Raw genomic sequence first — 21,580 nt, 5'->3', positions numbered from 1 at the left:
AACGGATTTATATTAACAATTGAAACAGGTTAAAAATTCAGAAAAGGCGAAAATATTTTTAAAAAAATTCTTTTCAAGTATATTAATAGTGTTTATAATAGGTTTAGAGTAAAATATTCTGATAAATCAGACGCCGCGGTCTGCTCCAAGAGAAGGAATTTATCAACAAAAATAAGCTACCATCGTCCTATTTGTGTCTTGTTTGGCTGATAGTGTGTTGATTATTTAGGGTGAAAAAGGCTGCGGATCTGTAGTGCTTGCGGTTTGTACATACGTTTGCACAGATATATGAATTTAGTAACAAAAGTTCCGCGTTTTAACGTAGGACTTTTGGATATAAAAAAATTTTAATAGGGGGGAAATCCGTTGAAGAAAAGACTATCACTTTTATTCAGCCTTATGCTGATCTTGAGCCTTTTCCTTGCTGCTTGCGGCGGCTTTAACAAAAAAGATGAAGCCGGCGACAATAAAGCGGGGGACAAAAAATCAAACGTTCCGCAAGAATTGCGCGTGAACATTAAAACAGAGCCGTTCTCTTTACATCCAGGTTTAGCGAACGACTCGACTTCTGGTACTGTGTTGCGCCAAACATTTGAAGGTTTAACGGTTATCAAAGACGGCAAACCTCAATTGGCAGCAGCAGAAAGCTATGAAGTTTCTGACGACTTAAAAACTTACACATTCAAATTGCGCGATGCAAAATGGACGAACGGCGACCCAGTGACAGCGCAAGACTTCGAATACGCTTGGAAATGGGCGCTTGATCCGAAGAACCAATCTCAATATGCTTATCAGCTTTACTATATTAAGAACGGTCAAGCGTACAACGAAGGCAAAGCAAAAGCGGACGATGTCGGCGTAAAAGCGATCGACGACAAAACATTGCAAGTTACGCTTGAAAACCCAACTCCTTATTTCTTAGAACTAACTGCGTTCTATACTTACTATCCAGTTAACAGCAAAATCGCTCAAAAGAATCCAAACTGGTACAAAAACGCTGGTCCTGACTACACTTCTAACGGACCATTCAAAATGGTGTCTTGGGAGCATAACAACAAAATCGTTCTTGAAAAGAACGAAAACTATTGGGATGCTAAGAACGTAAAACTTACAAAAATTGATATGGCAATGGTCAATGATGACAATACTGAGCTTTCCATGTTTAATAACGGAGAGCTAGATTGGGCAGGTATGCCTACTGGCCAATTGCCGACGGATTCTTTACCGCAGTTAAAGAAAGAAGGTAAATTGCACGTTCAACCGATTGCTGGTACGTACTGGTTAAAGTTCAACACTGAAAAACCACCGTTCAACAACGTAAATATCCGCAAGGCGCTCACATATGCAATCGACCGCAAAGCGCTTGTTGAAAACGTGACAAAAGGCGAACAAATTCCAGCGATGGCTGCTGTGCCGCCAACAATGTTCCCTGAAAACAAAAAGGGATATTTCAAAGATAACGATGTGGAAAAAGCAAAAGAATATTTGCAAAAAGGTCTGCAAGAGCTTGGCTTAAAAGATGTTAAAGACCTGCCGCCAATCACATATTCATTTAATACAAACGATGCGCATGCGAAGATTGCTCAAGCGATCCAAGACATGTGGAAGAAAAATTTAGGCATCAATGTAAAACTTGAAAATGCTGAATGGAACGTATATATCGACAAGTTGCATTCCGGCGACTATCAAGTTGGCCGTATGGGTTGGTTAGGCGACTTCAACGATCCGATCAACTTCTTAGAGTTGTTCCGCGACAAAAAAGGCGGTAACAACGATACAAACTGGGAAAATCCAAAATATAAACAATTGTTAATCGATTCTCAAAAACAATCTGACCCAGAAAAACGTAAACAAATGCTTAAAGACGCAGAAGCAATCCTAATGGATGAGCTTCCAGTCGCGCCAGTCTACTTCTACACAAACACTTGGGTGCAAAAAGACAACTTAAAAGGCGTAGAAGTATCCGGTCTTGGCGACGTTCAATTCAGATGGGCATACTTTGAATAAGAAGCTGAATGATTGAAGGTATATGGGAGTTTTCCCATATACCTTCATTTCACGATATAGAGGATTTGTAAAAAATGGAGGTGTTGCAATATGTTACGGTATATAAGCAGACGGTTGCTTTATATGCTTGTATCGCTTTTTTTGATTGTTACAGCTACTTTCTTCTTAATGAGAGCCGTACCGGGGGGACCTTTTTCCGGTGAGAAAAAGCTGCCGCCTGAAATTGAGAAAAATTTAAATGAGTATTATGGATTAGATCGTCCGTGGTATAATCAATATTTCGATTATTTAGTTTCGGTGGCGAAGTGGGATTTTGGTCCTTCCTTTAAATATAAAGGACAAACTGTGAACGACCTAATTAACGAAGGATTTCCTGTTTCTTTTTTTCTTGGAATGGAAGCTTTATTGCTAGCGGTTAGCATTGGTATTTTACTAGGAATTATTGCGGCATTGAATCATAATAAATGGCCAGATTATGGGGCCATGGTTTTTGCCGTGCTCGGCATATCGGTTCCGAGTTTCATTATGGCATCGGCTCTGCAATATTTCTTAGCCATTAAGCTCGAACTGTTTCCAGTGGCTCGTTGGGAGTCATTACAGCATACGGTATTACCGGCGTTAGCTCTTGCGGCGACACCGATGGCGTTTATTGCCCGTCTGACTCGCTCAAGTATGCTAGAGGTATTAAGCAATGATTATATTCGCACCGCGAAGGCGAAAGGGCTCTCGAAAGGGCAAATTACAGTGAAGCACGCGATTCGCAATGCGCTGTTACCGGTTGTAACATATCTTGGACCTTTGTCTGCAGGGGTTTTAACAGGAAGTTTTGTCATTGAAAAAATCTTCGGCATTCCTGGTCTCGGAAGCCAATTCGTATTAAGCATTTCCAACCGTGACTATACAACGATCATGGGAGTTACCGTGTTTTACAGCATTCTGTTATTAGCGGCCGTTCTTCTTGTGGACATTGCGTACGGCTTTATTGACCCTCGCATTAAGTTAGCCGGTGGCAAGAAAGGAGAGTAATCATGCAGCAAATTCCAAAAGAGATGTTTCAGCCAGTAAGAGCTGAGCTTAGTGAAGCGGAAAAAATATCAAAACCGAGCCTTTCTTATTGGAAAGATGTTTCCATACGCTTCCGTAAAAATAAATTAGCGATGTTTGGCCTAGTAATCTTAATCATTTTAGTGTTCATGGCCATCTTCGGCCCGCATATGACGAAGTATGATTATGCGACAAACGATCTTATGAACACAAACCAGCCGCCTTCAGCGAAACATTGGTTTGGCACAGATGACCTTGGCCGCGATGTGTTCACACGTACGTGGTACGGAGCGCGCATCTCCTTATTTATCGGTTTGGCAGCCGCGCTTATTGACTTATGCATTGGGGTTATTTGGGGCGGTATTGCCGGACTTCGAGGCGGCAAAACGGACGAAGTCATGATGCGTATCGCCGATATTTTATGGGCTGTTCCTTACTTACTTTTAGTTATTATATTGATGGTTGTTTTAGGACAAGGTTTAGGAACGATGATCTTAGCCATGACAATTACTGGTTGGATTAACATGGCGCGCATTGTTCGCGGCCAAGTATTGCAGTTGAAAAATCAAGAGTATGTGCTAGCGGCGCAAACGCTTGGCGCCAATACATCGAGAATCATGTTTAGACACTTGATTCCAAATGCGATGGGGCCGATTCTTGTCACACTTACATTATCGATTCCATCTGCGATTTTCACAGAAGCATTTTTAAGCTACTTAGGCCTTGGGGTGCCGCAGCCTTTAGCAAGCTGGGGAACAATGGCATCTGAAGGCGTGCAAGCACTGCAATATTATCCATGGCGTCTATTCTTCCCAGCTACATTTATTTGCTTAACGATTTTTGCATTTAACGTAGTTGGAGACGGTTTGCGTGATGCACTAGATCCAAGATTGCGTAAGTAAGGGGTGAAGACATGGAAAAGCTATTAGAAGTAAAAAATTTAGAAGTTTCATTCCAAACGTACGGTGGCGAGGTACAAGCTGTCCGTGGCGTAAGCTTTCATTTAAATAAAGGGGAAACATTGGCAATCGTCGGTGAGTCAGGTTCAGGAAAAAGTGTGACATCGCAAACGATTATGCGCTTAATACCGACTCCGCCTGGAAGAATTAAAAATGGGCAAATCATTTTTAACGGGGAAGATCTCGTAAAGAAAACGGATAAAGAAATGGAAGCCATTCGCGGTAAAGATATCGGAATGATTTTCCAAGATCCGATGACATCGTTAAACCCAACGATGAAAGTCGGACATCAGATCATGGAAGTGTTAACGAAGCATTTAAAAATGGATAAATCAGCCGCAAAAGAGCGGGCAATTGAATTATTGCGCCTTGTTGGTATTCCGATGCCAGAAAAACGTGTCAATCAATACCCTCATGAATTTTCTGGGGGGATGAGACAACGGGCGATGATCGCCGTTGCGTTAGCGTCGAATCCGAAGCTTTTGATTGCCGATGAGCCAACAACGGCTCTGGACGTAACAATTCAGGCGCAAATTTTAGAGTTGATGAAAGATTTGCAGAAAAAAACAGGAACATCCATTATTTTTATTACTCACGATTTGGGTGTAGTCGCCAATGTGGCTGATCGGGTAGCGGTCATGTATGCGGGTAAAATTGTCGAGATGGGAACGGTCGATGAAATTTTTTATGACCCAAGACATCCTTACACGTGGGGACTATTAGCTTCCATGCCAAGCCTTGATAGCGATGATAAATCAGAGTTGGCTGCGATTCCAGGGTCGCCTCCAGATTTGACAAACCCGCCAAAAGGGGATGGATTCGCACCGCGAAATCCATATGCGATGAAAATTGATTTTGAATTAGAACCGCCGATGTTTAAAATTTCCGATACGCACTATGCAGCAACGTGGCTGCTTCATCCGGATGCGCCGAAAGTAGAGCCGCCTGAGGCAGTGAAAAAACGTTTGCGCAAGCTCTCCTCTAACTACCCACAACCAATTATCGTAAAGGAGAGTGAGTGAAATGGCAGAAAAACAAAAATTGATTGAGGTTAAAAATCTAAAGCAGCATTTCAATGTAGGGCACGGACAAGTTGTCAAAGCGGTTGACGGTGTCACGTTTGATATTTATAAAGGTGAAACGCTTGGACTTGTTGGTGAATCGGGATGCGGCAAATCGACGACTGGACGGACGATCATCGGTTTATACGAAGCAACGAGCGGCGAAGTGTTATTTAATGGTGTCAGCGTCCACGGAAAAAAATCATCGAAGGAATTAAAGACGCTAAAACGGAAAATGCAAATGATTTTCCAAGATCCATACGCCTCTCTAAATCCGCGTATGACAGTTGCTGATATTATCGCAGAAGGCATCGATATTCACGGCCTTGCGAAAACGAAAGAAGAGCGCATGAAGCGCGTATACGAACTGCTTGAGACGGTCGGACTGAACCGGGAGCATGCGAACCGCTATCCGCATGAATTTTCCGGCGGTCAGCGTCAACGCATCGGAATTGCCCGCGCTTTGGCGGTTGAACCGGAGTTTATTATTGCCGACGAGCCGATTTCAGCGCTTGACGTATCGATACAAGCGCAGGTTGTCAACTTAATGAAAAGGCTGCAACGCGAAAAAGGATTAACGTATTTGTTCATTGCCCACGATCTTTCGATGGTTAAGTACATTAGCGACCGCATCGGTGTCATGTATTTTGGCAGAATGGTTGAGTTGGCGGAAGCAGAAGAGTTGTACCGCAATCCAATTCATCCTTATACAAAAGCGCTTCTTTCAGCGATTCCTCTTCCAGATCCTGAAACGGAGCGAGTGCGCAGACGTACCATTTATGACCCGTCACAGCATAACTACAAAGAAGGAGAAGTGCTGGAATTTCGCGAAATTACACCTGGACATTTTGTCTTGTGTTCTGAGGAAGAGTATAAGAAATATAAAGAAATTTATAGTTGATCTCTCGGCTCGAGAGATCTTTTTTTATGCATATTTATGAATTGTTATAAATTATTTTTATAAAATTGACTATGTGCATTATAAAAAATCTCGAGCTTTTATCTCGAGATTTTTCTTCCGCCAACAAAATTCCAGCCTGTTTGAGTTTTCATTGTTTGACGAACATGTTCCGATCGTTTTGAGCCACCGAAGATGTATTCACCGATGCTGTTAGCGAACACTCCCATTAATGCGGTTATGCCAATGATAAGTATTCCAACAACCACTAAATCAATAAAATATTGCCCCATATATAATTCCTCCCATATTGGCACGATATCCTTATCTTTAATTGTAGATGATTTTTCTTTCATTGGGAAGCATCCGAAAGAAAATTCTCACTATTTAGGAAAAGTGCGCATTTACTTTTTTTCAGATACGTTTACACTTAAAGAATTTACATGGTATAATTAAATATTCATCAATAAAATGATTTGTTGTGAAGGCTCATGTTTAAAAAGTATACCTTTCCGGTCAATTTTATTGTATAATATACAACATAAAAGTCATTTCAATTTAGATATTAGTATGACTAGCAAGATTTTATAGTTGTTCATATATAAGCAGGGCAATTCATCCTGTTAAAGGAGAGTGGGTAACTTATGGTTACATTGTATACGTCGCCGAGCTGCACATCGTGCCGCAAAGCCAAAGCATGGCTAGAACAGCATGATATTCCTTACGTTGAACGAAATATTTTTTCCGAGCCGTTGACGATCGAGGAAATTAAAGAAATTTTACGAATGACCGAGACAGGAACGGATGAAATTATTTCTACTAGATCTAAAATTTTCCAAAAACTAAATATAAATCTCGAGTCGCTGCCGCTTCAGGATTTATATGAAATTATCCAAAAATATCCAGGTATTTTAAGAAGACCGATTATCTTAGATGAGAAGCGGCTGCAAGTTGGATATAACGAAGATGAAATTCGCCGCTTTTTGCCGCGCAAAGTGCGTGCTTATCAGCTTCGCGAAGCACAACGTCTTGTAAATCAATAAAAAACTTCTACATGGGCTTTCCATGTAGAAGTTTTTTATCCTCACAAGTTTTATGTCCAACGATGATGCTTCCGTCCATTCACTATTTTTCCAATAATCACAATGACAAGAGCAGTGATAAATGGAAGGATGGATGATAAAGAGCTCACTCTGTCGTATAAATGGCGAACCCGTTGTTCCGCGACGATCATTTTTCCCGCTGTGTAAGCCAATAGAGCAGCGCCGACATAAATAAGAAAAGGATAGCGCTCCATTGAATAAAGAATAAATTTGCTGCCCAAAATGATAATCGGAACAGAAAAAAGGAATCCAAATACGACGAGAGAAGCATGACCATCCGCTGCCCCAGCAATTGCAATGACGTTATCCAATCCCATGAGAATATCTGCTGTCACGATGGTCTGCACCGCTTTCCAAAGCGAAGTTTCCGACTGGATATGTGCAGGTGCTTCATCTTTTTGAATTAGAAGTTTTAGAGAAATCCATAGCAGCATGCATCCGCCTATAAGTTGTAAAAATGGAATTTTTAATAAGATGACGACTGTTGCTGTCAGCAAAATTCGAACGATAATAGCTAATGATGTTCCAAGAATAATCGCTGCATTTCGCTTATGTTCGGGTAAATTCCGGCTTGCTAAAGCGATCACTACAGCATTATCTCCGCCAAGAACGATATCGATGCCGATGATGAGAAGAATGGAAGTTATATAGTCGCTCGTCATTCATGTCCCTCTTTTCCTCTTTTTCATCATCATTATAGTAGGACATGTTTCATTTCATCACTATTTTTTTAAAATGGGGGTTTTTTTATTTCCCTTCTTGCGTTTTTTATCATAAAATAGAAGTACAAGGCATAGCCTTTCGGGGGTAAAAAAGTCCCTTCAAATTCAGTCTTGTAGAAGGGAGAGTTGGCAAATGGAAATGGAACGCATCAACGAACATACGGTCAAGTTTTATATTTCTTATGTTGATATAGAGGAGCGCGGCTTTGATCGCGAAGAAATTTGGTATAACCGTGAACGAAGCGAAGAATTATTCTGGGAAATGATGGATGAAGTTCACAACGAAGGCGATTTTTCGCTTGAAGGACCGCTTTGGATTCAAGTGCAAGCGCTTGATAAAGGATTGGAAGTACTCGTTACAAAAGCGCAACTGTCCAAAGACGGCAGCAAATTGGAACTTCCGCTTCCAGAAGACAAATTACGCGAGTTTCCAGTGGACGATAAAATCGAAGAGATTCTTGACCATCATTTTCACGTACAGCGTGGCAATGATATATTAACAGATGAGGATGAAGACGAGGATGAGGTCCTTCATTTTACTATTTTCTTCAAAGATATTGAGGACTTGATTTCGCTGGCTCATCGCGCTGATTTTACACACGTAGGGAACCGTTTGTTCCAATTTGAAGGACGCTATTATTTATTTGTTGAATTTGACGAGACGTATACAGAGCACGAAATTGATAACTGGTTAAGCCTATTGCTTGAGTATGGAATTGATTCGCAATTAACGATTTATCGATTAGAAGAATACGGAAAAGAGATTATTAGTGACAACGCCTTAGCGACACTGGCTCAACATTTTCCTCTAAAGTAAAAGCCGATTTCAACAGCTGAAATCGGCTTTTTCTTCGATAATTTAGAACAGTTAGGGTGAAAGTCATTGAGAAATACGTTGCGAGTACTTATTTTCATTTTTTTTCTTAGCGTTTTTTTGTTTTTTACAAAAGATCATTGGGAGGGGCGATTTCTCGGCTCTCTCAGCCTTTTGACCACTTGTTCGGTCATTTTTATTGCTTTTGTCATTTCACTGGAAAATCGGCGTCCAGCTCAAACGTTGACGTGGCTCGTTGTACTAGGAAGCTTTCCGCTTGTTGGCTTTTTCTTTTATCTCATGTTTGGAAGAAATTATCGCAAGCATCGCCTGTTCAAAAAGAAAGCAATGCTTGATGAGCAAATGTTTTTAAAATTTGAGGGACAGCGGGATGCATCTATTGAAAGCGTGCATGAAATGGGCGAGCATCAGCAGCCGCTTCTTCGCCTTGCCCACCGCTTTGGAAAAAGCCCTGTGTCCGTAGCAACAGAAACAAAGGTATTAACGAACGGGGAAGAAACGTTTTCCGCCATTTTTGAGGAGCTGCAAAAAGCCGTTCACCATATTCATCTGGAATATTATATCGTCCGTCATGATGAAGTGGGGCAACAATTAAAAGAGATTTTAATTGAAAAAGCGAAAAAAGGTGTCCACGTCCGTTTTCTTTATGATGCCGTTGGAAGCTGGAAGCTGTCGAAAACATATATTCAAGAACTTCGCGATGCCGGAGTAGAAATGGTTCCTTTCTCTCCTGTCACTCTTCCGTTTTTAAACAATAAAATTAATTTCCGCAATCATCGAAAGATCATTGTCATTGATGGAACGATTGGATTTGTAGGAGGACTGAATATCGGGGACGAGTATTTAGGAAAAAATGAGTATTTCGGATTTTGGCGGGATACACATTTATGGATTCGCGGGGAAGCGGTTCGAACGCTCCAGCTTATTTTTTTGCAAGATTGGTACTATATGACTGGTGAGACGTTGTTGACGTTAAACTATTTGTCGCCAACGCTTATTTCCAACAGTGAAAAAGGAGGCGTGCAACTGATTGCCGGCGGTCCTGATCAAGAGTGGGAAGTCATTAAACATTTATTTTTTGCTATGATTACATCGGCGAAAAAGTCGATCTGGATTGCTTCGCCGTATTTTGTGCCAGACGAAGATATTTTTACCGCTTTGAAAGTAGCAGCATTAAGCGGCATCGATGTTCGCATCTTGGCACCAAAACGGCCTGATAAAAAAATTGTGTTTTATGCCTCACGTTCGTATTTCCCGGAGCTATTAGAGGCGGGAGTAAAGATTTACGAATATCATAAAGGGTTTTTACATAGCAAAGTTATCATTGTCGATGGGGAGCTTGCTTCGATCGGAACAGCGAACATGGATATGCGCAGCTTTCATTTAAACTTTGAAGTCAACGCCTTTTTATATCATACGGAAAGCACAAAAAAGCTTGTTGACGATTTTCTGCATGATTTGACGGATTCGAATTTGATCGATTATGAAATGTTTAAACAGCGGCCGTTCCCTGTCCGCGTTGTCGAGTCGATTTCTCGTTTGTTGTCCCCATTGTTATAATAAAACGCTCAAAAGGTTCTTTGGGCGTTTTATTTAGTTGCGATCATGCAGGAATTTCGTGCAATTGAAACGAACGTTATTTTTAGTGAACTAAAGTGGAAGGAAGTGGTTCATTTGCTTGTTGCGCTATTAAAAAACGGACAACGAATTTCTCTTGTAGAGGGGTGGACGAAAGCACAGCTCGTGAAATTAAGAAAAAATGAATCATTCTTTTGTCCCGCTTGCCAACAAGAAGTAATCTTAAAGCTAGGAAATCAGAGAACTCCCCATTTTGCGCATAAAAAAGAAGGAACATGCGCATTAGAACAAGAGGCAGAATCGCAGTACCATGCAGCAGGAAAAATCGATTTTTTTCACTGGCTGCAAAAGCAATCCATCAGTGCCCAACTTGAGCTGTATTTTCACCAAATTCAACAGCGGCCGGATCTTTCCATTATTGAACAAGGAAAAGTATATGCACTTGAATATCAATGCTCCACCATTAGCGAGACGTTGTTTTGCAAGCGCAATGGCCGATACAAAAAAGCAGGGATTAGGCCGATTTGGGTATTAGGAGCCCAGCATCTTCAGCAACTTTCACCGTATCGCTTTAAGCTTTCCCGTTTTCATTGGTTGTTTGCTCAAAACATTTCCCCTATTTCTCCGCAACCGCTCATTTTCTACTATTGCCCCCGAACGAAACGACTCATTCGTCTGACACGATTCATTTCGTTCTCTTCGTATTATACATTTTCTGTTCCTGTCATTGAAAAGCTATCTGATATTCAGTTTTCCGATTTTCTATCCTACCCTTCTGTGGCATTGCCGCCAGTGTTTTGGTCCGAGTGGCTAGAACAAAAGAAAATATGGCGCTTAACGTTTCCCTTGTACCGAGGCAAGATCAATCGAGCGATCTGCGCCGATTTTTATCCCCGCTGTCCCCCAGCGTTGTTTCCGCCTGAAGCTGGCTGGCCGCTGCAACATAGCTATTTATTCGCGACTCCTCCATTTATTTGGCAAACGTATATACTTTTGTTTTTAGAAAAAAGAGGAATATGCTCGCTTTCTTCCATTTATAATTGCATAAAAGAGAAAATGAAGGAGAAAAAAATTACTGTCCGCTATTTGCCGCTGGCACGAACGTACCATTATACGAGAGCTGTGTATGAGTATGTGCAGCTGTTAGAGCACCTCGGGTATGTTCGTTGGGTGAATCGCCAAACGATTGCGTACGTGAAGAAATGGACGTTCCCTAAAACGATAGAAGAAGCCCTTCTTAAAGACTGCTGTCTGCTTGAGAGGGTTGAAAGAAAACAGCTATAATGGAGAGGGAATTTGACAAAAAAAGGCGAATACTACTAGAGTATACCACTTTTATGAAGGAGGTTTCAGGAAATGGTGGAAAAGAAAACGGCAAAATCGTTGCCAAAACGCGACGAAATCCCTGTAGAGGATACATGGCGGCTTGAAGATATTTTCCCGACAGACGAGGCGTGGGAACAAGAATTTCAAGCAGTGAAGCAAATGATTCCAAAGCTTTCCGGCTACCAAGGCCGCTTAGGCGAATCGGCCGATGTGTTGTATGAAGCGTTGCAATATCAAGATGAAATATCAATGCGAATCGGTAAGCTGTATACATATGCCCATATGCGCTATGATCAAGATACGACGAATTCTTTTTACCAGGGCTTGAACGATCGTATTACGGCGCTTTACAGCCAAGCTTCAAGCATGATGGCGTTTGTTGTGCCGGAAATTTTAGCAATCGATGAAGCAAAGATCAAAGCATTTCTTGAGGAAAAAGAAGAATTAAAGCTTTATGAACACGCATTAGATGAAATTAACCGCCAGCGTCCGCATGTGCTGTCCGCAAAAGAAGAAGCGTTGCTTGCGCAAGCAGCAGAGGTAATGGCATCACCGGGCAATACGTTCGGAATGTTAAATAATGCGGACTTAAAATTTCCAAGCATCATCGATGAAAACGGAGAAGAAGTCGAGGTAACTCATGGGCGGTACATCCGTTTCCTTGAAAGCGAAGATCGACGCGTGCGCCGCGATGCTTTTAAAGCGGTATATGAAACATACGGAAAATATAAAAATACGTTCGCGAGCACCTTGAGCGGAGCTGTGAAAAAAGATAACTTTTTTGCCCGCATCCGCAACTATCAGTCTGCGCGTCATGCCGCTTTAAGTAGCAATAACATCCCGGAAAGTGTCTATGACAACCTCGTAGAGACAGTCAATAAAAATTTAAACTTGCTGCACCGATATATTCGTTTGCGCAAAAAAGTGCTCGGCGTCGATGAACTGCACATGTACGATTTATATACGCCGCTCGTGAAAGATGTAAAGATGGAGGTCACGTACGAAGAAGCGAAGCAATATTTATTAAAAGGGCTTGCTCCGCTTGGCGAGGAGTACGTAAGCATTGTAAAAGAAGGTTTGGAAAACCGTTGGGTTGATGTTCATGAAAACGCTGGAAAGAGAAGCGGTGCGTATTCGTCTGGAGCATATGGCACCAATCCATACATTTTAATGAACTGGCAGGATAATGTAAACAATTTATTCACTCTTGCTCATGAATTCGGCCATTCGGTGCATAGTTACTATACGAGAAAGACACAGCCGTATCCATATGGAAACTATTCAATTTTTGTCGCTGAGGTAGCATCGACATGCAATGAAGCGCTGTTAAATGATTATTTGCTAAAAACGATCGATGACGAGAAAAAACGGCTTTATTTATTGAACCATTATTTAGAAGGATTCCGCGGCACCGTATTCCGTCAGACGATGTTTGCCGAGTTTGAACATATGATTCATGTGAAAGCGCAAGAAGGGGAAGCGTTGACTGCTGAATCGCTGACGGCGATGTATTATGAATTGAACAAAAAATATTTTGGAAACGACATTGTTGTTGACGAAGAAATCGGCTTAGAATGGGCGCGCATTCCTCATTTTTATTACAACTATTACGTCTACCAATATGCGACAGGATTTAGCGCAGCCACAGCATTAAGCAAGCAAATTTTAGAAGAAGGGAAGCCGGCCGTAGATCGCTATATCGAGTTTTTAAAAGCCGGAAGCTCTGATTATCCAATTGAAGTGTTGAAAAAGGCAGGGGTCGATATGACGACAGCGAAGCCGATTGAAGAAGCATGCCAAGTGTTTGCAGAAAAATTAGATGAAATGGAACGATTGTTATCATAATAGACAAAAACGAATGTGGAGCTTACCACATTCGTTTTTGTTGAAACCCTCTAAAGCGGTTGCGATTGTTTAGCGTCGAAAGCATGCCTAAAATCGAAATAAATAAAAGAGGCATTGTGAAGAACAGAGAGATGATGTGCATTAAACCTAACAAGTTGAGGCCGAACGAAATAGCAACCATCATAATCCAAAAGATGAGCGTTATTCGTTTCATTGTCTCCTCCAGAGAAAGAATTTCTATTTCATCATATGACAATAGATTGCCTAAACATACACATGTCTTACATAGAGGATTTATGACAAAATCGTGAACAAATAAACAAAAGTGTTGTCAAAGGCGATAATCGCTGGTATGATGAATACGTGAATAAAATCACAAACAACCTTATACCCCTTTGTTTGACCGTGAAAAATTTCTCCCATCCCCTTTGTTGTCTTAATGACAAACAAAACAAAAGACTCGGCGAAAGCCGAGTCTTTTGTTTTAGCCAAGCGATGAAGCAAGGGGAATATTCAATCAGAAATGTACCGCCAAAACGTTCCATATTTCACAGGGACTTTCTCCACTCTTTTCTTTAGCTGGAGCTTTTTCATCTCTTTCTCTACTTCTTGGGTATTGAGATCATACACAACTGCAATTTCTTTTGTGGCGACAAACTTAAAATGGCTTAAAAATGATTCAAGCGGGGGAGGTGGAGTCGGTTCAGGGCAAAACCCGAGCATCTCGTAAATGAGTTCCACGTAAATGCTGTAAGGATAACAACCGGAAATTTTAATGCCTTCTTCTTCAATATTCTCGTTGAAAAATACAAGCGTCGGCACTTCTTGAACACCCATTTCTGATGTAATTTTTAAATCGCACTGGAATGCTTTAGCGGCGCTGTTCGAATGAAGGTCGTTCAGAAATTCATTCACATCCAGCCCCACGTTTGTAGCGCATTCGACCAATACGGCTACATCAGAAATATTTTGTTTTTCCAAAAAAAGAAGTTCCTGAAGCTTGCGTAAAAAACGGATGCCGGCTCGCTTTCCTTGCAACTCTGCCGCTTTAATCGCAATTGAAGCGGCGTATGGGGTTGCGATCGGATTTTCAAACCATAAACTTCCATCACATGACATGCCAGAGCGGCTTGCGGTGCGCTCCCACGTATGAGCAATCGTTTCAAATTTTTGTTTTTTTCGGATGTTCAACATGGCTAGTTTTCCGCTTAACACATGTTTTAGTGTAAAAAATCGCCCGTATTCGATCATTAGTTTTTTTATGATAGGTTCAAGCGCCCAGCACTCTGGGCAAAGCGGATCGATAAATAAATAAATTTCCAAAGGTTTTTTCTCGCCATTGCAATACTGGGAGGTGAAGGAATGATTGGCTGCGCTCCCAGCTACCTTATCATTCAAACGAATGCTCCTTTCTATCTGTTTCTGGAGTATTAATCATATGTTGTGCAGTCAAAACCAAACGCTGATAAAATTCATCGCGCGCTTGTCCTGACAGACCGATCTCGTCCATTGCCTCGCGCATGCAGGCAAGCCATGCTTTTGCGCGAGTTGGAGTGATTTCAAATGGCAAATGGCGGGCCCGAAGCATTGGATGGCCGTGTTCTTCCGTATAAAGAGGCGGTCCCCCTAAATATTGGGTCAAAAATTGTTTCTGCTTTCTCGCTGTCTCTGTTAAATCAGCTGGGAAAATGGGCTGCAAGTCAGGATGCTTGGCGACGCGAGCATAGAAAGCTTCCACGAGCTTTGTGATTACTTCCTCTCCGCCGATCACTTCATAAGGTGTTTTCCATTGTTCCGCCATCATCAGTAACTCCTTTAAAACAAGTATCATGTAATTGCTATTTTAGCAACGAACCTCGCATATCTCAAACAAAGTGACTCGGTTTAAAAGCCCCCCATTTCAAGAAGGGGGGCTTTTTTGTAAAATGGATATCTTATTTTTTAAAGAAGCATTTTTATGAATAGTATGCATCGAGCACTTTTTGCACATACGCTCTTGTTTCACGGAACGGAGGAATACCCCCGTATCGGTCGACATTTCCGGGCCCCGCATTATAGGCGGCGAGAGCGAGCTCAAGGTCGCCATCATAGCGGTCTATTAGCTGCCGTAAATATTTTGTTCCGCCTTCTACGTTTTGCGCTGGATCGAACACATCCTCTACACCAAGCATTTTAGCGGTGCTCGGCATCAGCTGCATTAGCCCAGCGGCGCCGACGCGGCTTGTAGCGTTTGCGCGGAAGCCGGACTCTTGGCGAATCACCGCCTTTATAAGTTTTGGATCAATATCGTATTTTTCGGCTGCTTGCTGAATGATATCTTCAATCTCTTTTGGCGCAGCGAATGAAACGTTCCCAGAAGAAATGTTAGGTAAAGCAGACGCATTAGTTTTCAATGCCGCTAGCTTGAGACTTGGCCATGAAGGCGGCAAAGAAAAGGAAGATGGTTTTTCGGTTTGCGATTGGGCAACGACCTGAGAAAAAATGTCTTGGAACGATAATTCATCATCTAACAGTTCGTTCGACGGTGAAGGCTGATTCGAAAATGAGCGCAACGCTTGAAGTTCCATCCACATTCTTAGCTGTTGAATGTTCATTGTTTATCCTCAACTCCATATTTTTTGGTATATAGGCGCTTAATTTTATTCGCCGTTGGCCGCGTTGGAATGTTCAATGAAGCAAGCAATTCTTCAAAAGCTTCCTTTCCCTTCGCGAAATGACTTGCTTCATACTCAAGTTCGTAATCGTCTGTTTGTAAATAATGACTATGATCGAGTACAAGAAGGCCACCTTTATAAGCGATTTGCGCTCGATTCGTTGCCAATGTTCCAAAATGATGCAGTTGGTTCGGGGCAATTCCCATTGACTGCAGTATTTTTTTTATCTCTCCTTGAATGGCGGCTGGGTTATTTAATATTGATTGCGCCTTCTCTTGAGTAATCGTTTCATGCGTCTCAAGTAACCCTTGTTCAATCGTCTGTTTTAATGTCAGCGTGTACGTATTTTGTTTGGCGCGAATACGCAATGCCGCCCCTTTTTCCTTTAGTAAAAAATGCGGAGTATCAAAATAATGGTTTTCTTGATAAATAAATTGGCGGTCGTCAATGCCGAATGCGTGTTTAACTCGTTCAAACTCTTCTTTTGTCAATAAATTTTTAAATTCAATTTCTATTTCTTGTTTCATCGCTCTTCTTCTCCTTGCCATTCCTAACACTATTATGAAATGTTTCAAATCGAATATCAATGGTTTATTATGCATAGGTTGACTATGGTAAAATAAAAACTAGATTGTTGCAGTGGAAGGAGACATAGTGATGAGAAAAAAAATAACAATCCATCAAGCAGAAAAACGTGATGATCAAATGTGGCTGATTGGCGAAGAACCGTCATTTCCTCTTGATGAGGCAAAACCAAAGAATTATATGCTTGCAGATTCTGATTGCTTATCGTTTATTTATATACTTGAAACTGAGGACGAGTTTGTCTATGTCACGATTCCTCAGGGGCTTTGGAAAGAGATTAAGGAAGTGTTGCATCACCCGCTCCGCGTTTTTCTCCAGTGCGGACCTATTCAGCTTGAATTGCTTGGTTTTCAGGAGGAACTAGCATATTTGGTCGAAAATATTGAAGGAAATGCAAACTATGGCGAAGAAATGGAGAAAGCGGTAAAAGAGACGTTTCTTACATAACAGTTGGTGGTGGTTATATGGTGAAGCATTGGGATTTATTCCTAGCTCCTTATAAACAAGCGGTCGAGGAGTTAAAGGTAAAATTAAAAGGCATGCGAACACAATTTGAAATGCAAGGTGTCCATTCGCCGATAGAGTTTGTTACAGGAAGGGTAAAGCCGATCGCGAGCATTCTCGATAAGGCGCAAAAGAAAAATATTCCGCTCGATAAACTAGAAGAGCAAATGCAAGATATTGCGGGCTTAAGAATGATGTGTCAGTTTGTTGACGATATTAAAACGGTCGTTGAATTATTGCGGCAACGGAACGATTTTCAAATCGTCGAAGAAAGGGATTATATTACGCAAAAAAAAGAAAGTGGCTATCGCTCCTATCATGTTGTCATTCGTTATCCGGTGCAGACGATTCACGGCGAGAAGAATATTTTGGTAGAAATTCAGATTCGAACGCTGGCGATGAATTTTTGGGCGACGATTGAGCATTCTTTAAATTATAAATATAGCGGACGCTTCCCGGAAGATATTAAGGTACGTTTGCAGCGTGCAGCAGAAGCTGCCTATTTGCTGGATGAAGAAATGTCAAAAATCCGCTTTGAAATCCAGGAAGCACAAGCAGCGTTTTCTCGAAAACAAGAAGCAAAAGGAGAAGAAGTATGAGGCCCAAACAAGAGCCGCTGAAGTTTGCGATTACTTCAAAAGGCGATGCTACATCGAATACGTTAATGCAAAAAATGAAAACATATTTGGTCGATTTTGGTCTTGAATACGATGAAGACGAGCCTGATCTTGTGATTTCCGTTGGCGGCGATGGAACGCTGTTATATGCGTTTCATCGCTACTGCCAACGCCTTGATAAGACGGCATTTGTCGGTGTTCATACGGGCCATTTAGGCTTTTATGCCGACTGGGTGCCTGAGGAAATTGAAAAGCTTGTCATCGCGATTGCGAAAACACCGTACCAAATTGTTGAATATCCTCTGTTAGAGGTCATTGTCCGCTATATTAGCGGCGGCCAGGAGGCAAGGTATCTCGCGCTGAATGAATGCACGGTAAAAAGCCTTACGGGCACGCTTGTCATGGATGTGGAGATTAAAGGAGATTTATTTGAAACGTTTCGCGGCGACGGACTTTGCATTTCCACACCGACAGGGAGCACCGCCTATAATAAAGCGTTGGGGGGAGCTATTTTACATCCATCGCTCGAGGCGATTCAATTAGCCGAAATGGCATCGATTAATAATCGAGTGTTCCGTACCATTGGTTCTCCTCTTGTTTTGCCGGCGCACCATACATGTATTCTGAAACCGGTAAACCAAGTCGATTTTCAAATTTCAATTGACCATTTATCATTGCTGCATAAAGATGTCAAATTGATTCAATGCCGTGTAGCGGATGAAAAAATCCGTTTCGCCCGCTTCCGCCCGTTTCCGTTTTGGAAGCGGGTTCGCGATTCGTTTATTGCTGATTAAAAGTTGAAAAAGGAAGGTAGCAGCGTTGACGCATTTTACATTGCAATGGGTTATTACAGAACAGAATGAAGGGAAGCTTGTTCGCGATTTTTTGAAGGAGCAGCACATTTCGAAAACGGCGTTAACAGATATTAAATTTCACGGCGGCGCGATTGAGGTAGATGGGCGGCCTGTTACCGTCCGTCATCGTCTTCGCGCCGGTGAAATGTTGGTCGTACATTTTCCGCCGGAAGAACGTAGCAGCGATATGGAGCCGGAGCCTCTTTCGCTTGACATTGTTTATGAAGATGATTATGTGTTAGTAGTAAACAAGCCGCCCTATATGTCGACCATTCCTTCGCGGGAACATCCGAGCAGAACGCTAGCAAACGCACTGCTGCATTATTATAACGAACAGAAGCTTGCATCGACGGTTCATGTTGTGACACGGCTTGATCGCGATACGTCCGGGCTTGTGCTGATTGCGAAACATCGGCATGTTCACCATTTGTTGTCCGAATTACAAAAACGGGGACATGTAAAACGAAAGTATGAGGCGATTTGCCACGGGGATTTAGAAAAGGAAGAAGGAACGATTGATGCTCCGATTGGTCGCAAAGGTGATAGTATTATTGAACGTGAAGTCCGTGAAGATGGTCAACGGGCGGTAACACATTTTCGAGTGCTCGGGCGGTTCGGACGTTATACGCACGTATCGTTGGAGCTTGAAACGGGGAGAACTCATCAAATTCGCGTGCATCTTGCCCATTTAGGGCATCCGCTTTTGGGAGATGAACTGTACGGAGGAAGCCGTGAAATGATCAATCGCCAGGCGTTGCACAGTAAAGAGCTCTCCTTTTTTCATCCTTTTCATCAAAAAATATATAAGTTCCAATGTCCGCTTCCGGACGATATGAGGCAAATGATAGAACGGGCTGCTTTGTAAAAAGTGTGCCCGTTTTTGATCTAACTAAATGTTTTAAATTTTTCCGGCACATGTGGCATTGACGATGGAACAGAAACCGTCTCTAATTCCGGATAGCGGAACGCTGTCAATGCACCGCCAAACACGCAGCCCGTATCAATATTGGCGGTATGGTTGATAATGCGCGGTTTGCTAACAGGGGTGTGGCCATATACAATCCAAGCCGCTCCTTTATAATGTTTCGCCCAATCGCGGCGAACCGGTGTGCCGTCAGGGTTCGTTTCCCCGGTAATATCCCCGTACAGCACAAACGTCTGCACTTTTTTATCCAACCTCCCGATATAATCTTGGCGGATGCCAGCGTGAGCGATAATTAAATTTCCATCGTCTAAACGGGCGTACAATGGGGCATTTTCGTAAAGGTGAATAAATTTTTTTCTGATGGACGATTGTTCTCTAGGGGACAGCGCTTCATATTCCGCAACGGTTGTCTCCAAACCGTGCGTAATTTGTACATTTCGTCCGAGAAAAAAACGATACAATTTATTGCAGTGATTTCCTGGAACATAATATGCCAAATGGTTTTCAACGAGCGAAAAAACCGTTTCAATTGTTTGAAGAGACTTGGGGCCGCGGTCGGTTAAATCGCCGACAAAGCCCAATTTTCTTTTATTGGGATGAACGGGAAGGCCGCTTTCCCATTCATATCCTAGCTTTTTTGTGAGGGAGACAAACTCGTCATAACAACCGTGGATGTCGCCGATAACATCTATTTGCATTCGGTCACCTGCTTTCATTTTTATATATTTTATGAACATTTAGAGAGAAATAAACGAAAAGCCGCGAGATAGCGGCTTTTGTCCATCGAGAAGTCTCCTTGAAACGACGTGTAGGTGGAGATTCATTCGTCGGAAGAAAACATAAATTTTTTCGTGCGATAGCGTACGTTCAATACAATGCCGATCGCCAGCATATAGGTGGCAAGAGAGCTTCCTCCGTAGCTAACAAATGGGAGCGGAAGTCCCGTAATAGGAAGCAATCCGATTGTCATTCCAACGTTTTGGAACACTTGGAACGTAATCATGCCAATTACGCCTGCGCATAAATAGCTGCCGTATAAATCATGGCTTTCAAGAGCGATATGAACCATGCGGTACACAAGCAAGAAAAACAGGGAAACGACGATGCTCGCGCCGATAAAACCAAACTGCTCGGCGATAATGCCGAAAATAAAATCGGTGTGTGCTTCCGGCAAATACACATCTAAGTTTCTGTACCCTTTTCCATACATTTCACCAGAGCCGATGGCAAGAAGCGAACGAATCAATTGGAATCCTTGCTCATTGGAGTACTCATAAGGAGCAAGCCAACCGTAAAATCTGTCTAGCTGGTATTCCTTCAAAATGTATTTATGGAAAAAGTCAGGGAACTGAAAGAAAATAAAAACAAGTGTGCCGGCAGCAAACAGTCCGCTAGAAATAATCCCTAAAATAATGCGCCAACGAACACCAGAAACGAGTACGAGAGAGCAAACAATCGCTGTAAATACCATCGACATCCCTAAATCCGGCTGCCTCATAAGCAGCAATAGCGGTGGAGCGGTTGCAAGGGCGATTTTTCCTAATAGTTTAAAATCCTCTTCAACCGTTGGCTCCGGATATTTTTCACGATGGTTAACAATGATGCGGCTAATGACAATAATCATAAAAATTTTCATTAACTCTGATGGCTGGAAGTTGCCGGCCCCTGGAATGGAGTACCAGCTTGTTGCCCCTTTAATCGTCACTGTCCCTGGCAATCCTAATTCCAGTCCAAGCAATAACAGCATGCCAAACCCATATAAATACCAGGCAAAATGGAAAAAGCGATCGTAGTCAATGATCATCGTAATAACGATGACGGCTGCACCGATGATATACCATTGCAATTGCTTGACTACAAAGTTGACTGATTGGAGCTTTTCCGGCAGCGACGGCTGCGCGCTATGAATGGCAATCGCGCTAACAATCGCCATTAAAAACAGAATAAACAGCAAATTATAATCTACTTTTTGTTGCGGCAATTTATCTTGTTCCATTATATTCCACTCCGTATCATAAAAACTCACCATATCCATATTAGCTAATTCCATTATTTTTGCAAAG

At 42.1% G+C, this 21,580-nt stretch carries 23 protein-coding genes; 14 read left to right on the top strand and 9 right to left on the bottom strand.

Annotated features, from left to right (window positions below; genetic code table 11):
* Positions 1–366 precede the first annotated feature (366 nt).
* The 5 genes from N667_RS0107050 (at position 367) to N667_RS0107030 (ending at position 5,972) form a co-directional block, all read left to right on the top strand.
* Positions 367–2,007 (top strand): peptide ABC transporter substrate-binding protein, encoded by a 1,641-nt coding sequence (locus N667_RS0107050; protein ID WP_027408926.1) that lies wholly within the window; start codon positions 367–369, stop codon positions 2,005–2,007.
* Positions 2,008–2,097: 90 nt separating this feature from the next.
* Positions 2,098–3,033: an ABC transporter permease gene (locus N667_RS0107045; protein ID WP_027408925.1), complete on the top strand. Its 936-nt coding sequence runs from the start codon at positions 2,098–2,100 to the stop codon at positions 3,031–3,033.
* Between the two features lie 2 nt (positions 3,034–3,035).
* Positions 3,036–3,953, top strand: coding sequence for an ABC transporter permease (locus tag N667_RS0107040; protein ID WP_027408924.1), 918 nt, complete (start codon positions 3,036–3,038; stop codon positions 3,951–3,953).
* A gap of 11 nt (positions 3,954–3,964) precedes the next feature.
* Complete coding sequence (locus tag N667_RS0107035; protein ID WP_027408923.1) at positions 3,965–5,032, top strand: ABC transporter ATP-binding protein; 1,068 nt, start codon at positions 3,965–3,967, stop codon at positions 5,030–5,032.
* Position 5,033: 1 nt separating this feature from the next.
* Entirely contained in the window at positions 5,034–5,972 is a 939-nt protein-coding gene (locus tag N667_RS0107030; RefSeq protein ID WP_027408922.1) for an ABC transporter ATP-binding protein, read from the top strand.
* Between the two features lie 98 nt (positions 5,973–6,070).
* On the opposite strand, the gene N667_RS0107025 is transcribed toward N667_RS0107030, so the two are convergent.
* Complete coding sequence (locus tag N667_RS0107025) at positions 6,071–6,325, bottom strand: hypothetical protein (RefSeq protein ID WP_409978175.1); 255 nt, start codon at positions 6,323–6,325, stop codon at positions 6,071–6,073.
* Positions 6,326–6,613: 288 nt separating this feature from the next.
* Between N667_RS0107025 and spxA the strand changes: the two genes are divergently transcribed.
* A complete protein-coding gene (gene spxA, locus N667_RS0107020) occupies positions 6,614–7,012 on the top strand; it encodes a transcriptional regulator SpxA (protein ID WP_027408920.1) in 399 nt (132 codons plus the stop codon).
* Positions 7,013–7,062: 50 nt separating this feature from the next.
* Here spxA and N667_RS0107015 read toward each other — a convergent pair whose 3' ends face one another.
* Complete coding sequence (locus N667_RS0107015; protein WP_027408919.1) at positions 7,063–7,734, bottom strand: TerC family protein; 672 nt, start codon at positions 7,732–7,734, stop codon at positions 7,063–7,065.
* Positions 7,735–7,927: 193 nt separating this feature from the next.
* On the opposite strand from N667_RS0107015, the gene mecA reads away from it, so the two are divergent.
* The 4 genes from mecA (at position 7,928) to pepF (ending at position 13,378) form a co-directional block, all read left to right on the top strand.
* Positions 7,928–8,611: an adaptor protein MecA gene (gene mecA, locus N667_RS0107010; RefSeq protein WP_027408918.1), complete on the top strand. Its 684-nt coding sequence runs from the start codon at positions 7,928–7,930 to the stop codon at positions 8,609–8,611.
* 66 nt (positions 8,612–8,677) lie between these two features.
* A complete protein-coding gene (gene cls / locus N667_RS0107005) occupies positions 8,678–10,189 on the top strand; it encodes a cardiolipin synthase (RefSeq protein ID WP_027408917.1) in 1,512 nt (503 codons plus the stop codon).
* Positions 10,190–10,234: 45 nt separating this feature from the next.
* Positions 10,235–11,491: a competence protein CoiA gene (locus tag N667_RS18365; protein ID WP_232223888.1), complete on the top strand. Its 1,257-nt coding sequence runs from the start codon at positions 10,235–10,237 to the stop codon at positions 11,489–11,491.
* A 72-nt stretch (positions 11,492–11,563) separates the two neighbouring features.
* Positions 11,564–13,378: an oligoendopeptidase F gene (gene pepF, locus N667_RS0106995; protein ID WP_027408916.1), complete on the top strand. Its 1,815-nt coding sequence runs from the start codon at positions 11,564–11,566 to the stop codon at positions 13,376–13,378.
* A gap of 22 nt (positions 13,379–13,400) precedes the next feature.
* On the opposite strand, the gene N667_RS0106990 is transcribed toward pepF, so the two are convergent.
* From N667_RS0106990 to N667_RS0106970, 5 genes are all read right to left on the bottom strand, one after another.
* Positions 13,401–13,592: a hypothetical protein gene (locus N667_RS0106990; protein ID WP_027408915.1), complete on the bottom strand. Its 192-nt coding sequence runs from the start codon at positions 13,590–13,592 to the stop codon at positions 13,401–13,403.
* 299 nt (positions 13,593–13,891) lie between these two features.
* Positions 13,892–14,776 (bottom strand): ClpXP adapter SpxH family protein, encoded by an 885-nt coding sequence (locus N667_RS0106985; RefSeq protein WP_027408914.1) that lies wholly within the window; start codon positions 14,774–14,776, stop codon positions 13,892–13,894.
* Positions 14,769–15,179 carry a globin gene (locus N667_RS0106980; protein WP_027408913.1) on the bottom strand — a complete coding sequence of 137 codons (411 nt, stop codon included), beginning with the start codon at positions 15,177–15,179 and terminating at the stop codon, positions 14,769–14,771. Before N667_RS0106980 ends, N667_RS0106985 begins: the two co-directional genes overlap by 8 nt.
* A gap of 154 nt (positions 15,180–15,333) precedes the next feature.
* Complete coding sequence (locus N667_RS0106975; protein ID WP_027408912.1) at positions 15,334–15,972, bottom strand: lytic transglycosylase domain-containing protein; 639 nt, start codon at positions 15,970–15,972, stop codon at positions 15,334–15,336.
* Positions 15,969–16,559, bottom strand: coding sequence for a CYTH domain-containing protein (locus N667_RS0106970; protein ID WP_027408911.1), 591 nt, complete (start codon positions 16,557–16,559; stop codon positions 15,969–15,971). The genes N667_RS0106975 and N667_RS0106970 overlap by 4 nt, the downstream gene beginning before the upstream one ends.
* 130 nt (positions 16,560–16,689) lie before the next feature.
* On the opposite strand from N667_RS0106970, the gene N667_RS0106965 reads away from it, so the two are divergent.
* The 4 genes from N667_RS0106965 to N667_RS0106950 are packed head-to-tail and all read left to right on the top strand — an operon-like array spanning position 16,690 to position 19,457.
* The gene (locus N667_RS0106965; protein ID WP_027408910.1) at positions 16,690–17,064 is read left to right on the top strand and encodes a hypothetical protein; all 375 of its coding nucleotides are present in this window, start codon (positions 16,690–16,692) and stop codon (positions 17,062–17,064) included.
* 17 nt (positions 17,065–17,081) lie between these two features.
* Positions 17,082–17,720 carry a GTP pyrophosphokinase family protein gene (locus N667_RS0106960; RefSeq protein ID WP_027408909.1) on the top strand — a complete coding sequence of 213 codons (639 nt, stop codon included), beginning with the start codon at positions 17,082–17,084 and terminating at the stop codon, positions 17,718–17,720.
* Positions 17,717–18,532, top strand: a complete 816-nt coding sequence (locus N667_RS0106955) for an NAD kinase (RefSeq protein WP_027408908.1) — start codon at positions 17,717–17,719, stop codon at positions 18,530–18,532. Before N667_RS0106960 ends, N667_RS0106955 begins: the two co-directional genes overlap by 4 nt.
* Positions 18,533–18,557: 25 nt before the next feature.
* Positions 18,558–19,457, top strand: a complete 900-nt coding sequence (locus N667_RS0106950; RefSeq protein WP_027408907.1) for an RluA family pseudouridine synthase — start codon at positions 18,558–18,560, stop codon at positions 19,455–19,457.
* Positions 19,458–19,477: 20 nt separating this feature from the next.
* Here the strand turns inward: N667_RS0106950 and prpE are convergent, their stop codons facing one another.
* Positions 19,478–20,215 (bottom strand): bis(5'-nucleosyl)-tetraphosphatase PrpE, encoded by a 738-nt coding sequence (gene prpE / locus N667_RS0106945; RefSeq protein WP_027408906.1) that lies wholly within the window; start codon positions 20,213–20,215, stop codon positions 19,478–19,480.
* Between the two features lie 122 nt (positions 20,216–20,337).
* A complete protein-coding gene (locus N667_RS0106940; protein WP_027408905.1) occupies positions 20,338–21,513 on the bottom strand; it encodes an FtsW/RodA/SpoVE family cell cycle protein in 1,176 nt (391 codons plus the stop codon).
* Positions 21,514–21,580 lie beyond the last annotated feature (67 nt).

It is taken from the genome of Anoxybacillus tepidamans PS2, assembly GCF_000620165.1.
Classification (GTDB): domain Bacteria; phylum Bacillota; class Bacilli; order Bacillales; family Anoxybacillaceae; genus Anoxybacteroides; species Anoxybacteroides tepidamans_A.
This window is presented reverse-complemented; position numbering and strand designations above follow the sequence as displayed.